Source organism: Pelomonas sp. Root1237 (genome assembly GCF_001425055.1).
In the GTDB taxonomy this organism is placed as follows: Bacteria; Pseudomonadota; Gammaproteobacteria; order Burkholderiales; family Burkholderiaceae_C; genus Pelomonas.
On record NZ_LMDK01000004.1, the window covers coordinates 105,244 to 117,369 of the forward strand.

Consider the following 12,126-nt stretch of genomic DNA (forward strand, 5'->3'; position numbering starts at 1 on the left):
AGGCATGCCTTGCCCCGCCACGCGCGGCGAGCGCATGCAGGCGCTTGCCGTATTCGTCCGCCAGGCCGATGGAGGTGTTCCATGGCGTTGATGATCACGGACGAATGCATCAACTGCGACGTCTGCGAGCCCGCCTGCCCGAACAACGCGATCTCGATGGGCGAGGAGTTCTACAAGATCGAGCCGAGCAAGTGCACCGAGTGCGTTGGCCACTTCGACGAGCCGCAGTGCGTGATGCTCTGCCCTGTCGCATGCATCCCGATCAACCCGGCCCATATCGAGAGCCGGGAGACCTTGATGCAGAAGTATCAACGCCTCACCGCCGCGGCTACCGCGGGAACGCTGCCTGCAGCACCCGGGCCAGCCTAGCTCCTGCGCGCGTCAGCTGCTGGCGCTTGATGGCGTCTGCCCTGGCGCCGTAGCCGCCGGGCAGTTCGATGTCCCACTGCGAGCCCTGCCTGGCCGAGAACTTCAACCCGTCGAAGACGCGTCCGGCTTGCTCCAGTGACTGCGTGGCCCAGTGGGGCGGCCAGTCGACCGCAGTGCCTGGGTCGGCACGAACCTGGCGCGCCTCGGCCAGCCAGTCGGCATCGACATGCTGGGGCCTGAATTCCTCAGGCACGTTGTCCCAGTACGAATGGAAATTCTTCGACCCCGTCGTCGTGGCCGGATCGAGCAGCAAGCTGTTGCCACCGATGGTGAAGCTGGCGCGATCGAAGCCCTGCTTGTCGGGGTCGACACGCTGCCCCTGGGCGTCGAGATAGACGCTGCCGACGTGCAGCGGCTGGTGGATGTCGCCCACCAGATGCACCAGTACCAGCAAGGCCTCGCGTTGGTTCTTGAAGTTGGGCTGACCGGGCGAGGGCTTGCCCTGCAGCACCAGGATGGCCGCACGCAGCGCGCCGACGACGTCATCCGGGCGCGTGCCGGTCACCTTCGGTAGGTAGCGGCCGCGCTGCACGGCGATGTCGGCGTAGTGGGTCTGCTTGTGGCAGCTGTCCTCGTCGAGACCCAACTGGCACTGCCGGTCGTTGCGGCGCACGTAGTCGGCCATCTCGGCGATGCGTGCGGGCGTCTCCAGCGCGGCGCACGCGGGGTACTTGCCCGGCGCGGGATAGGTATAGCCCTGGCTGGGCGCGATGCCCTTCACGCAGTCGGCCCAGATCGAGGCCAGCGAAAGCGGCATGTCGCCCAGCAGCCCGGCGACGCGGGCTTCAGCCGGGGTCCCTTTGATGAGGCCGGCAGCGATGGTCGCGACGGTCTGGTGGCCGTCAGAACCCCAGGCGTGGGCGGCCAGGGGCAGGGCGAGCAGGGCGGTGGCAAGGAGGCGGCGCATGCGGAAATTCGTCAGCCGATCAAGCCCGCAATCTTGCCCGGTTGAAAGTGCAGGTCGATGAAGTCTGCCAGCCCATCAAAGACGGCATCCAGCGACCGGCCAGCCTGGCCGAACAGGGCCTTGAGCACGGTCGGCTGCTCGAACAGGCCGTGGGCGTAGACGCCCAGCACCTGGCCGGCCTGCCAGCCCACCGCCTCGCCGGCGGCATTGCGCAGCGCCACGCGCGGCGGCGGCAGGCCAGCGTGGGGCTGGGTGCGGCCGTGGCGGATCTCATAGCCACTGGCCTGCACACCGGCCAGGGCCTGCCAGCCGCCGTCCAGCGACGTGGAGAAGCTGAACTCCGCGCTGCGCAGCAGCTTCTCGGGCTCGAAGACGGTCACCAGCGGCAGCAGGCCCAGGCCCGGCGCATTGCCGTCCAGGCCATGCGGGTCGATCAGCGCCTCGCCCAGCATCTGCAGGCCGCCGCAGATGCCGAGCACGCGGCCGCGGTGGCTGTTGATGGCTGCGTCGAGCTTTTGCGCGCGCAGCCAGGCGAGGTCGGCGGCGGTGGACTTGGAGCCGGGCAGGATGATCCAGTCCACGCCGGCCAGGTCCTTGGGCTCGCGCGCCCAGCTCAGGCGCACGCCGGGCAGTTGGCGCAGCGGCTGGAATTCGTCGAGGTTGGAGATGCGCGGGTAGGCGATGACGGCGATGCGCAGGCCGCTGCCGGTCGTCGTCTCATCGAAGACGCCGTCCTCCTCGGGCAGGCCGTGGCCCCGCCACATCGGCAGCGTCGCGATGGTGGGCACGCCGGTCAGGTGCTCGAGCTGCTCGGGCCCGGGCGACAGAAGGCCGGCGTCGCCGCGGAAGCGGTTCAGCACGAAGCCACGCACCTGGGCGCGCACGTCATCGGGCATCAGCTGGTGGGTGCCGTACAGGTGGGCGAAGGCGCCGCCGCGGTCGATGTCGGTGACGATCAGGCAGGCGGCGTTGGCGTCGCGAGCGGTGCCGAGGTTGACGTAGTCGCTGGGCGCCAGGTTGATCTCGGCCGGCGAGCCCGCGCCTTCGATGACGACGACATCGTTCTCCCGCATCAGCTCGTGCAGGGCCGCGCGGGCGCGGGGCTTCAGCAGCGCGCTGCGTTCGCGCCAGGGTATCGTGGCCATGGCCGGGTCCACTTCGCCCAGCACGACGACCTGGCTCTGCGTATCCGCCTCGGGTTTGAGCAGCACCGGATTCATGCGCACCTCGGGCACGCGGTTGGCGGCCAGGGCCTGGAAGTACTGGGCCGAGCCGATTTCGCCCATCAGGCCGTTCAAGCCGGGCACGACGCGCGCGTTGTTGCTCATGTTCTGGGCCTTGAAGGGCGCGACCTTGAGCCCCTGGCGGGCATACCAGCGGCACAGCGCGGTCGCTAGCCAGCTCTTGCCCGCGCCGCTCGTCGTGCCGAGCACCATCACTGCTTTACTGATCATTGATGCACCCTTCGGCCTACGGCCTGTCCCGCCGAGCGGGAGCGAGTTTGCTTGGGACGGCCCGGCGCTGCACTCATGAGTCTTCGCTTTCGATTTCAAGCAGGGCCTGCTGCAGCGCCTGCTGCGAGGCGGGAGGTTGGGCTGACACGCGCACCCAACCGGGCAGGCCGAAACTGGTTGCGTCGCGCACGCGGATGCTGCGTTCGCGCAGCCGGGTCGCGATGTCAGATCGCGGTGGGCGAGCCAGCCAGAAGTGGGTGCAACTGGGTCGCTGCAGCCAGTCCAGGCGAGCCAGCATCGAGCGCTGCTGTGCCGTCCATTCACGCAGCTGATTGCGGGCCTTGGCCAGCCACGCTTGCGTGTCGTCGCTGTGCCAGTGCATCAGCATGGCCACGCCCTCGGCCGACAGAACCCAGCTCGGCGCCAGCGACAACGCACGGGACCAGACCGGGTCGGCGGCTGGCGCGATGAGATAGCCCGCGCGTACGCCGGTCAGGCCCAGGGCCTTGTTGGGGCAGATGAGCTGCCAGGCTCCGGGCGGCAGGGCAGGGCTGTCGCCGTGAAGGCGCAGCGGCTCGTAGGCGCGGTCGATCACGACCAGGGCATCGAGCTGCGGCCATACCGGCACGCTGGCGCCGGTCGGGTTGCAAGGCTCGCAGATCCAGACCAGGGCCGGCGCCGTCGGTCGGATGTCGGCGGGTGCGGCATAGGGCTTCACCGGCAGGCCCAACGCCTGGGCGGCAAGGGCGTAGTCGCCAAAGCCGGGTTGCGGCACCCAGACCTCGCGGCGACCCGTCAACATCGCCGCCAGCGTCAGCCGGCGAATGCCCTCTGCGCCACCGGCCGTGGGCAGGACCAGGTCCGCGTCACCGAGATGGCGGCGCAGCGTGCGGTAGTTCGGGTCGGGGTAGGCCTGACGGTCGGCGGCTTGCACGGCGTTCATCAGCGTCGGCGGCGGGCCCAGCGGGCTGGCATTGGTCGAGAAGTCGTGTGCTGCTGGCGGACCCTCATCCGGTCCCCCATGCTCGGGCAGCATAGGCGCGTTCATGCCCTCAACGCCCAGGCGAGCGCGGCAAGCAGCACGGCACCGGCAAAGACGGCCTGCTGGGCGACGGCGCGGGCAGCGTGCACATCGCCGGCCTGCACGGGGCTCCCTTCGGCATTCAATGCATAGACGCCGGGCTTGGACAGCCGCCGGCCCAGCCGCAGTGCCATCGCGGCCATGGGCCAGCCGCTGTTGGGGGAGGGCGTGCGCCGGGCTTCGCGCGGCAGCCGGGCGAAGGAGGGCGGCATCAGTACCAGCGCCGTCAGCCGGGCCGGCAGCCATGACAGCAGGTCGTCCGCCCGCGCCGCCCATTTGCCGCACCACTCGCGCGCGTCGCGGTAGCCCCACATCGCATCGGCCGTGTTCGCAAAGCGGTAGATCGCGGCCCCGGGCAGGCCGAGGATGGCGAACCAGAACAGTGGCGCGATGACCGAGTCGTTGAGGTTTTCGGCCAGCGTCTCGATGGTGGCTTCGCGCACCTCGGTCTCGGTCAGCGCCGACGTGTCGCGGCTGACCAGGCGCGACAGCCGCGCGCGTCCAGCTTCCAGCGATTCATTCAATGCAGCTTCCACGGCCAGCGCCTCCTCGGCCAGCATGCGCCAAGCCAGCAGTGGCTTGAGCAGCAGGCCGACAGCCAAGGCGGCGCCGACGAGGCGCAGCGGTGAATGCCAAGGCTGCAGCAGGAGCAGCACCCAGCCCTCCAGCCACAGCGCGATGAAAGCGACGATCGCGGCGCCGACGAGCCAGGCCAGCGCGCCGGCGATGAAGCCGACGGCTGGCGGTAGCTTCGTCAGCTTGAACAGGCCAAGATAGCGCCCCATGCCGACGACGGGATGGGCCCAGCTCGGCGGCTCGCCCAGGCGATCCACCAGCAGGGCCACCATCATGGCCAGCGGCAGCAGCAGGTTCATAAGCCCAGCGGTGGCAGGCGGGCCACCAGGCCGCCCTTGAGTCGATCAGGCCGGCGGTCCCAGGCCAGCAGGCCGTCACCCGGCTCCGAATGTTGGGCGGCCACCGACAGCAGCGCGTCGACGCTGGCGGCGTCGGGCGCGAGCTGCCCGAACAGATAGCTGTGCTTGCCAGGGCCTTGCAGGGCCGCCGTGCAGCTCTGCTTGCAGGCAGCCATGCAGGCTTGTCCCCGAACGGGCAGCAACCAGTCGCGTGCCAGCGCCTCGTTTTCGACGGCTTCCAGCAGAGCCTGGCCCTGGCCATCGGCGCAGGTGGTGCAGATGATGAGGGCGCTCAATCCTCGATCCCCCGCTGCGCCGGCACGCCCGCCTTGTAGTGGTGCTTGATCATCGCCATCTCGGTGACCGTGTCGGCCAGCTCGATCAGTTCGGCCGGCGCGCCACGCCCCGTCAGCACGACGTGCACATGCGGCGGGCGCTCGCGCAGGCAGGCCAGCACCGTCTCCAGCGCCAGCCAGCCGTAGCGCAGCGGGTACATGATCTCGTCCAGCACGACGAGGAAATGGTCGCCCGCACGGATGACCGATTCGGCGCGGCCCCAGCCCTCGCGGGCGAGTTCGGCGGAGTGCTCCAGGTCCTTGCTCTTCCACGAGAAGCCGTCGCCCAGGCCCTCGATGGGCACGCCCAGTTGCTCGAACACGCGGTGCTCGCCGAAGCGGGCGCTGGGCACCTTCATGAACTGGTAGATGCGCACCGGTTTGCCGCGCCCATGCGCGCGCAGTGCAAGGCCAAAGGCGGCGGTGCTCTTGCCCTTGCCGTCGCCGGTGTGGACGATCACCAGGCCACGGCGCTCGCCGCTGGGGATGACGCGTTCGCGGTCGACGGGAGGTTGTTCGATTTCCATGGGTCAGCCCCTGAAGAAAGCCGCTATGGCCTCCGGGTTGGACGGGAAGTAGTGGTGCACATAGCTCGCCCGCAGCGAGCCCTGCTGGTAGAGGGCCTCGGCGGTGTTGCCGCCATTGGGGTTGCTGGCCCGCATGATCGGCGCCAGCGGCGTCTCCAGCGTCGAGTAGTGATAGCTGTGGCCGCGCAACGGGCCTTCGGGCCAGGCGATGGCCTGCAGTCCCAGAGCCGCGAGGCGGTGCTGCACATGGGCGCGGCCGGGCATGACGCCGACCATGCGGTGAGTATCACCGGCCGCGTCAGTCAGTGAGTCCAGCAGCGCCAGCATGCCGCCGCATTCGGCGAGCAGCGGTTTACCTGCGGCGACATGGCCGGCCAGGGCTGCGGCCAGCGTGGGGTGGGCACCCAGCGCCTCGACATGCAACTCGGGGTAGCCGCCGGGCAGCCAGAGTGCATCGCAAACCGGCAGGGCCTCATGGCGGATGGGCGAGAAGAAGGACAGTTCGGCGCCCAGGGCGCGGAGCAGGTCGACATTGGCTGCGTAGATGAAACCGAAGGCGGCGTCGCGGGCGATGGCAATGCGGCGGCCCTGGAGCAGCGGTGGCAGCGGCGGCTCAGTGTTCGCCTCAAAGGCCTGGGGCTTGAAGGCCAAGCCAGGCCGCAGCCCGGCTTCCCAGGCATCGGCCCAGGCATCGAGCTGTGTATCCAGCCTCGGCTGCTCCAGTGCCTGCACGAGGCCGAGATGGCGCTCAGGCAGGATGAGCTTGGGCTCGCGCGGCAGGGCGGCGATCAGCGGCAGGTCGTCCGGCAGGCCTTCGCTGAGCATGCGCCCATGCGCCGCGCTGCCGATGCGGTTGGCGATGACGCCGCAGTGGTGCAGCTCGGGCCTGAAGCGCTGCAGTCCCGTCGCCAGCGCTGCGAAGGTCTGGGCCATGGCCGAAGCGTCGATGACGCAGACGACTGGCAGCCCGAAGGCGACGGCCAGGTCGGCGCTGCTCGGGTTGCCGTCGAACAGGCCCATGACGCCTTCGACGAGGATGAGGTCAGCCTCGCGCGCGGCCTCGGCCAGCAGGGCCTGGCAGTGGGCGAAGCCGCCCATGAAGAGGTCGAGCTGGTAGACCGGGCGGCCGCTGGCGCGCTCGAGGATGCTGGGGTCGAGGAAGTCCGGCCCGGTCTTGAAGACGCGCACGCGCTTGCCGCGCCGTGCATGGCTGCGCGCAATCGCCGCAGTGACGCAGGTCTTGCCCGATCCCGAAGACGGGGCGCTGATGAAGAGGGCGGCGCAAGAGGTCATAAAGGCAGGGCGACCCAGCGGCCCTCGATCTGTGCGATGTGCAGGCGGGGGCCGAAGACGCGTTTCAGCGCCGCATGCGTGGCTGCATCAGCCGGTGCGCCGGTGTGCACGATGCGGCCATCGGCCATCAGCACGAGATGGTCGGCCTGCAGCGCGAGATGCAGCTCGTGCAGAACGCTGACGACGCTGTGGCCGGCGGCGACGCGCTCACGCACCAGGGCCATCCATTCGGCCTGATGGGGCGGGTCGAGGTGGGCCAGGGGCTCGTCCATCAAGGTCAGCGGCGCCTGCACCGCGAGGGCCCGGGCCAGCAGCACACGCTGGCGCTCGCCGCCCGACAGAGACCCCAGCCGGCGCTCGCGCCAGGCCCAGCTCTGCGTGGATTCCATCGCGGTCTGCACGGCGACATGGTCTGCCGCGGTGGGCGGCGCCAGCCACGGCCGGTGCGGCAGGCGGCCGAGCTGCACGACGTCCTGGGCCGTCAGGTCGTCGGCGCCGGTCTCCTGCTGGCCCATCCAGGCCAGTTGGCGGGCGCGCTCGCGGGACGGCCAGTCATTGAGCGGCTTGCCGCCGAGCAGCACATTGCCTTCACAACGCTGCAGGCCGGCGATGGCGCGCAGCAGCGTCGACTTGCCGGCGCCGTTGGGGCCGACGATGGCCGTCCAACGGCCCTGGGGCAAGGCAAGATCGATGTCGCTGATCAGGTCGCGGCCGTCGATGCGGACGCGGGCGATGCGGGCGTGCAGGGCATTCATCGCTTGGGCGCTCCGCGTCTATGCATCAGCACAAGAAGATAGACGCCGCCCAGCAGCGCGGTGACGAGACCGACGGGCAGCTCCTGCGGTCGCATCAACCCGCGCGCGATCACATCGGCCACCAGCAGCAGGGCGCCGCCGGCCGCGGCCGACATCAGGATCAGCCGGCCGTGAAGCATGGGGCAGAGGCTGCGCACGAGGTGGGGTGCGACGAGGCCGACAAAGGCGACGATGCCGGTCTGCGCGACGGCAGCACCCGTGGCCAGCGCAAAGGCCAGGATAAGCAGCAGCCGCATCAGGCCCATGCGCACGCCCAGCGACGCGGCGGTGGCCTCGCCCAGCGTCAGCGCATCCAGGGCCGGGCTGGCCAGCAGGCCGATGACGAGGGCCGCGATGCCACTGGCGGTCATCACCGTGACGCTGCTCCAGCCCAGCAGGCCGGTGTTGCCGAGCAGGAAGGCCTGCATGGCGCGCAGGATGTCAGGCGCCCACAGCGTGGCCAGGCCCGTGAGCGCATTCAGCACGACGCCGACGACGACGCCGGCCAGCAAGAGGCGCAGCGTCTGCTCGACGCCGCGCGCCAGGATCAGCGTCAGGCCCACGCCAACCAGCGTGCCGACGAAGGCGATGCCGGTCAGTCCGACATGGGCCAGCAGCGACGAGGTCTGGGGCGAGATGCCGGTCAGCGCCAGCGCGATGGCCACCGCCAGGCCGGCGCCCGAGGCGCTGCCCAGCAGATAGGGATCGGCCAGCGGGTTGCGGAACAGGCCTTGCGACATCGCACCGGCCATGCCGAGCAGGGCGCCGGCCCACCAGGCGCCCAACGAGCGCGGCAGACGGATCTCCCACAGGATGATGCCCATGCTGTCGTCGCCGAGGTCAGCCCAGCCGGTGCTGCCGACCAGCACGCCCCCCAGCACGCCGCCGGCACCAACGAGCAGCAGCAGCGTCAGCAGCAGCCCGGGGCGGATGTTCATCACGAGGCGCCCTTCTCGCGCAGGCAGCGGGCCATGATCTGCGCCGCCTCGGCCATGCGCGGCCCCGGGCGGGTGAGGATGTCGCCCTCCTCGGGCTTGAAGATGCAGATGCGGCCGCGCTTGACGGCGTCGATGCGGTCCCAGCCGGGGCGCTGGGTCAGGCCTTCGGAGCCGCGCTGGCCGATCATGATCAAGGCCGGGTTGGCCTTGACGACGAACTCCGGGTTGATCTTGGGGAAGGGGCCGAGCGACGCCGGGATGATGTTGCCGGCGCCGAGCTTGGTCAGCGTCTCGCCCATGAAGGAGGACTCGCCGGCGGCCCAGATGCCGGGGGCGACCTCAAAGTAGACGCGCACGCCCCGCGCCGACGCTGGCACGCTGCTGGCCGCCGCGGCGACGCCGGCCTCGATATGGCGCCAGACGCGCTGGGCATCAGGCACGCCGAGCACCTGGCCGATGATGTTCAGCACGCGCTGAACGTCCTTGTAGCTGCGCGGCTCCAGAACGACGACCTTGAGGCCCAAGGCGCGCAGCCGCTCGGCCACGCGCGAGGACACGGCCACCAGCACGACATCGGGCTTGAGCGACGCGATCAGCTCGACATTGGTGTCTTCCATGCCGCCGACCTTGGGCAGGGCGTTCACTGAGGCGGGGAAGTTGGAATAGCGGTCGACGCCGACCAGCCGGGCGCAGGCACCGAGTTCGCAGACGGTCTCGGTCAGCGAAGGCAGCAGGCTGACGATGCGCTGCGGCGGCGTGCTGATCTGCGTCACCTGGCCGAGGTCGTCCTTGATGTCGATGGCAGCAACCGGCAGCGCAATGGCCAACAGCAGCAGGGCAAGCAATCTACGCATGGTTCGAATCCTCGACGGGTCGTGTCCAGGCCTGGCCAGCGACCATCAGTGTCAATCGGCCGCACAGGCGCGCGACGTCCTGGTTCAGGCGGCCAAGCTCGTCGATGTAGTCGCGCACCTCTCGACCCAGCGGCGACACGCCCCAGCCGACCTCGTTGGAGACGAAGACGACGGGCGACTTCAAGCGTGGCAGCAGATCCAGCAGCGCGGTGCGCTCGGCCTGCCAGCCGGCCGCATCGGGCGCGCCGCTCATCGGCATCAGCCAGTTCACCAGCCACAGCGTCAGGCAATCGACAACGACCAGGGTGTTGGCGTCGTCGACCTGTTGCAGGGCCGCGCTCAGGACCAGCGGGGCTTCGACAGTCTCGAAACCTGCCGGCCGTGAGGCACGGTGATGGGCGATGCGCTCACGCATCTCGTCGTCGGCCGCCAGCGCGGTGGCGATGACCACCACGCGGCCGGGCCAGCCCAGAGCCAGCTTCTCGGCCCGGCGCGACTTGCCGCTGCGCTGGCCGCCGACGATGAGTTCGTGAGCGTTGTTCACTTCATGTGTTTGTCAGGTACCCGGAGTTTGCGGGCTGAGCGCCGGGCCGCTCCCAAGCCGGCCCGCCTTGGGCGATGTGCTTGCCGGTCGATCCGGCAAGCATCGCCGTCCCCTTGGGGGACCGACCAGACTCGCTCGCGTTCAGCGACGCGAGTTTGGGCGAGGGGCTCACAAGCTTGGGCTCCAGCGCAGGCTGATCAGCGCCGTGCGCGGTGCCGACGCATAGCCATAGGCCGTCGACGTCTCGCGGTCGAAGGCGTTGTCCAGGTTCAGCTGCAGCTTCAGATCCTTGCGGATCTTGTACTGCGCGTTGAAGTTGACCAGGCCATAGCCGCCCAGCTTGCGCGTGTTGGCGGCGTTGTCCCAGCGCGCGCCGGAGGCCTGCACGCTGCTGCCCAGCACCCAGTCGCCCAGCTCGGTGTCGGCGCCGACCGTGGCCAGGCGCTTGGCGCGGCGAGCCAGCAGCAGCCCGGTGCTGGCGTCGGTGGGCTTCTGGAAGTCCATGGTGGCGCGCAGGTTCACGCTGCCGGCCTTGGTATTGCCAGCCAGGGTCACGCCGCGCAGGCGGGCCGCCGCCACGTTCTGATAGCAGCCGAAGGCGCTCTGGCAGCTGCCGGCGGCGCCGAAGATGATGAGGTTGCTGACGCGGTTGCGGTAGGCCGTGGCCGTGAGCTCGGTGTCGCCAACGCCGTACTTCAGGCCGAATTCGACATTGCGGCCGCGCTCGGCTTCGAGCGGCTTGACGCCAGGCTTGCTGAGGTCTGGCCCGTAGACCGTGCCCTGCTGGTAGAGGGTCGGTGCGCGAAAGGCATTGCCGACCGAGCCGACGACGCGCAGGCCGGTCACGACCTCATAGCCGGCCAGCAGGGTGCCGGTGTCGACACTGCCGAACTGGCTGTCGTTGTCGTGGCGGGCGTGGGTTTGCAGGCTGAAGGCGCCGGCATTGAGCAGGTAACCCGCGCCGACGGCATTGCGGTGGCGCTTGCCGACACCGGCGGTCACCAGGCCGCTGTTCTCCAGCTTGTCCTCGATGCGCTCGCCCTGGAAGTTGATCTGCTGGCCCTGGCCCAGCACATAGGAGCCGGTCAGCGCCAGGTTCTTGACCTTGGTGATGGTCAGATAGGGCGAGGGGTCGGTCTGGTAACGGTCGCGCGATTCGCCATAGCTGAGCTGCGTCTGCACGGCCGGCGCCCATTGCGCCGTCCAGGCCAGACGGGTGGCGTCGGTGTCCTGCACGCTGTGGTCATCCACGAGGGGCCGGGACTTGGAGGAATCGTATTGCGCGTTCGCGTGGTTCTTGATGACGATGATTTCGGCGCGATGGCCCTCGGCCAGTTGGGCGCCGATGCGAGCCGTGCCCTGGTACTTGCGCCAGCCGTCCCGGTCAGGGATGTAGCTGAAGGAGCCGGGCACGTCGATCGTCGAGTTGAAGCCGTCGCTCTCCTCGATGGCGCCGGTGAAGGCGAAGTCGATGATGCCTTGGCTGCCGAACAGGCCGCCGTCGGCCTTCATCGTGCCCTGGGTGCCCAGGCCCACGCCGAAATCGGCGCTGATCTTGCCGCCGCCATTCCCTCCTGCTTTACGGGTGAAGATCTGCACGACGCCGCCGACGGCGTCAGAGCCATAGATGGCGCTGGCCGGTCCCTTCAGCACTTCCACGCGCTCGACCTGCGAAACCGGGATGCCCTGCCAGCTGGCGCCGCCGGTGGACTGCGAGTCCATGCGCACGCCGTCGACGAGGACCAGCGTGTGGCGCGTATCGGCGCCGCGCAGGAAGAGGCTGGTCGTGGACGCCGCACCGCCGTTGCGGACCAGCTCGGCACAGCCGTTGTTGCGCAGCAGGTCGGCCACGCTGGCGGCGGCCTGGCGCTCGATGTCGGCGCGGGTGATGACGGTCAGGTCGGCCAGCACTTCCGACAGGCGCTGGGGCGTGCGCGCGGCGGTGGTGACGACGGTGTCGAGCTTGTTCTGGGCGTGGGCGGACGAAGCCAGGGCCAGCACGGCCAGGGCGAGCAGCGACCGACGGGCCGCGAGGAGGGAATGGGACATGAGAGGA

13 protein-coding genes are annotated in these 12,126 nt (G+C 69.7%); 1 reads left to right on the forward strand and 12 read right to left on the reverse strand.

Annotated features, from left to right (window positions below; genetic code table 11):
* The first annotated feature begins 81 nt into the window (after positions 1-81).
* Positions 82-369: a YfhL family 4Fe-4S dicluster ferredoxin gene (locus ASC91_RS05985; protein ID WP_056193738.1), complete on the forward strand. Its 288-nt coding sequence runs from the start codon at positions 82-84 to the stop codon at positions 367-369.
* Here the strand turns inward: ASC91_RS05985 and ASC91_RS05990 are convergent.
* The 12 genes from ASC91_RS05990 to ASC91_RS06045 all read right to left on the reverse strand — a co-directional run bounded on the left by ASC91_RS05990 (position 329) and on the right by ASC91_RS06045 (position 12,119).
* Positions 329-1,336, reverse strand: coding sequence for a S1/P1 nuclease (locus ASC91_RS05990; protein ID WP_056193741.1), 1,008 nt, complete (start codon positions 1,334-1,336; stop codon positions 329-331). The two genes, ASC91_RS05985 and ASC91_RS05990, sit on opposite strands and share 41 nt — an antisense overlap.
* Before the next feature lie 11 nt (positions 1,337-1,347).
* The gene (locus ASC91_RS05995) at positions 1,348-2,790 is read right to left on the reverse strand and encodes a cobyric acid synthase (protein WP_056193744.1); all 1,443 of its coding nucleotides are present in this window, start codon (positions 2,788-2,790) and stop codon (positions 1,348-1,350) included.
* Between the two features lie 73 nt (positions 2,791-2,863).
* The gene (locus ASC91_RS06000; RefSeq protein WP_082532467.1) at positions 2,864-3,838 is read right to left on the reverse strand and encodes a histidinol-phosphate transaminase; all 975 of its coding nucleotides are present in this window, start codon (positions 3,836-3,838) and stop codon (positions 2,864-2,866) included.
* Positions 3,835-4,746, reverse strand: coding sequence for an adenosylcobinamide-phosphate synthase CbiB (gene cbiB, locus ASC91_RS06005; protein WP_056193750.1), 912 nt, complete (start codon positions 4,744-4,746; stop codon positions 3,835-3,837). Before cbiB ends, ASC91_RS06000 begins: the two co-directional genes overlap by 4 nt.
* Positions 4,743-5,081 (reverse strand): DUF1636 domain-containing protein, encoded by a 339-nt coding sequence (locus ASC91_RS06010; RefSeq protein WP_056193753.1) that lies wholly within the window; start codon positions 5,079-5,081, stop codon positions 4,743-4,745. Before ASC91_RS06010 ends, cbiB begins: the two co-directional genes overlap by 4 nt.
* Positions 5,078-5,647, reverse strand: coding sequence for a cob(I)yrinic acid a,c-diamide adenosyltransferase (gene cobO, locus ASC91_RS06015; protein WP_056193756.1), 570 nt, complete (start codon positions 5,645-5,647; stop codon positions 5,078-5,080). Before cobO ends, ASC91_RS06010 begins: the two co-directional genes overlap by 4 nt.
* Before the next feature lie 3 nt (positions 5,648-5,650).
* Positions 5,651-6,940 carry a cobyrinate a,c-diamide synthase gene (locus ASC91_RS06020; protein WP_056193759.1) on the reverse strand — a complete coding sequence of 430 codons (1,290 nt, stop codon included), beginning with the start codon at positions 6,938-6,940 and terminating at the stop codon, positions 5,651-5,653.
* Positions 6,937-7,695, reverse strand: coding sequence for an ABC transporter ATP-binding protein (locus ASC91_RS06025; protein ID WP_056193763.1), 759 nt, complete (start codon positions 7,693-7,695; stop codon positions 6,937-6,939). Before ASC91_RS06025 ends, ASC91_RS06020 begins: the two co-directional genes overlap by 4 nt.
* Positions 7,692-8,672, reverse strand: coding sequence for an iron ABC transporter permease (locus tag ASC91_RS06030; RefSeq protein WP_056193766.1), 981 nt, complete (start codon positions 8,670-8,672; stop codon positions 7,692-7,694). The genes ASC91_RS06025 and ASC91_RS06030 overlap by 4 nt, the downstream gene beginning before the upstream one ends.
* Positions 8,672-9,526 (reverse strand): ABC transporter substrate-binding protein, encoded by an 855-nt coding sequence (locus tag ASC91_RS06035; RefSeq protein WP_056193767.1) that lies wholly within the window; start codon positions 9,524-9,526, stop codon positions 8,672-8,674. The genes ASC91_RS06030 and ASC91_RS06035 overlap by 1 nt, the downstream gene beginning before the upstream one ends.
* Positions 9,519-10,070, reverse strand: coding sequence for a bifunctional adenosylcobinamide kinase/adenosylcobinamide-phosphate guanylyltransferase (gene cobU, locus ASC91_RS06040; protein WP_056193770.1), 552 nt, complete (start codon positions 10,068-10,070; stop codon positions 9,519-9,521). Before cobU ends, ASC91_RS06035 begins: the two co-directional genes overlap by 8 nt.
* A 168-nt stretch (positions 10,071-10,238) precedes the next feature.
* A complete protein-coding gene (locus ASC91_RS06045; RefSeq protein ID WP_056193773.1) occupies positions 10,239-12,119 on the reverse strand; it encodes a TonB-dependent receptor domain-containing protein in 1,881 nt (626 codons plus the stop codon).
* Positions 12,120-12,126 lie beyond the last annotated feature (7 nt).

Excerpts from the sequence above, each read along its gene's own strand:
- ASC91_RS05985 (WP_056193738.1), top strand. The coding sequence starts at position 82 with ATGGCGTTGATGATCACGGACGAATGCATCAACTGCGACGTCTGCGAG.
- ASC91_RS05990 (WP_056193741.1), bottom strand. The coding sequence starts at position 1,336 with ATGCGCCGCCTCCTTGCCACCGCCCTGCTCGCCCTGCCCCTGGCCGCC.
- ASC91_RS05995 (WP_056193744.1), bottom strand. The coding sequence starts at position 2,790 with ATGATCAGTAAAGCAGTGATGGTGCTCGGCACGACGAGCGGCGCGGGC.
- ASC91_RS06000 (WP_082532467.1), bottom strand. The coding sequence starts at position 3,838 with ATGAACGCGCCTATGCTGCCCGAGCATGGGGGACCGGATGAGGGTCCG.
- cbiB (WP_056193750.1), bottom strand. The coding sequence starts at position 4,746 with ATGAACCTGCTGCTGCCGCTGGCCATGATGGTGGCCCTGCTGGTGGAT.
- cobO (WP_056193756.1), bottom strand. The coding sequence starts at position 5,647 with ATGGAAATCGAACAACCTCCCGTCGACCGCGAACGCGTCATCCCCAGC.
- ASC91_RS06020 (WP_056193759.1), bottom strand. The coding sequence starts at position 6,940 with ATGACCTCTTGCGCCGCCCTCTTCATCAGCGCCCCGTCTTCGGGATCG.
- ASC91_RS06025 (WP_056193763.1), bottom strand. The coding sequence starts at position 7,695 with ATGAATGCCCTGCACGCCCGCATCGCCCGCGTCCGCATCGACGGCCGC.
- ASC91_RS06030 (WP_056193766.1), bottom strand. The coding sequence starts at position 8,672 with ATGAACATCCGCCCCGGGCTGCTGCTGACGCTGCTGCTGCTCGTTGGT.
- ASC91_RS06035 (WP_056193767.1), bottom strand. The coding sequence starts at position 9,526 with ATGCGTAGATTGCTTGCCCTGCTGCTGTTGGCCATTGCGCTGCCGGTT.
- ASC91_RS06045 (WP_056193773.1), bottom strand. The coding sequence starts at position 12,119 with ATGTCCCATTCCCTCCTCGCGGCCCGTCGGTCGCTGCTCGCCCTGGCC.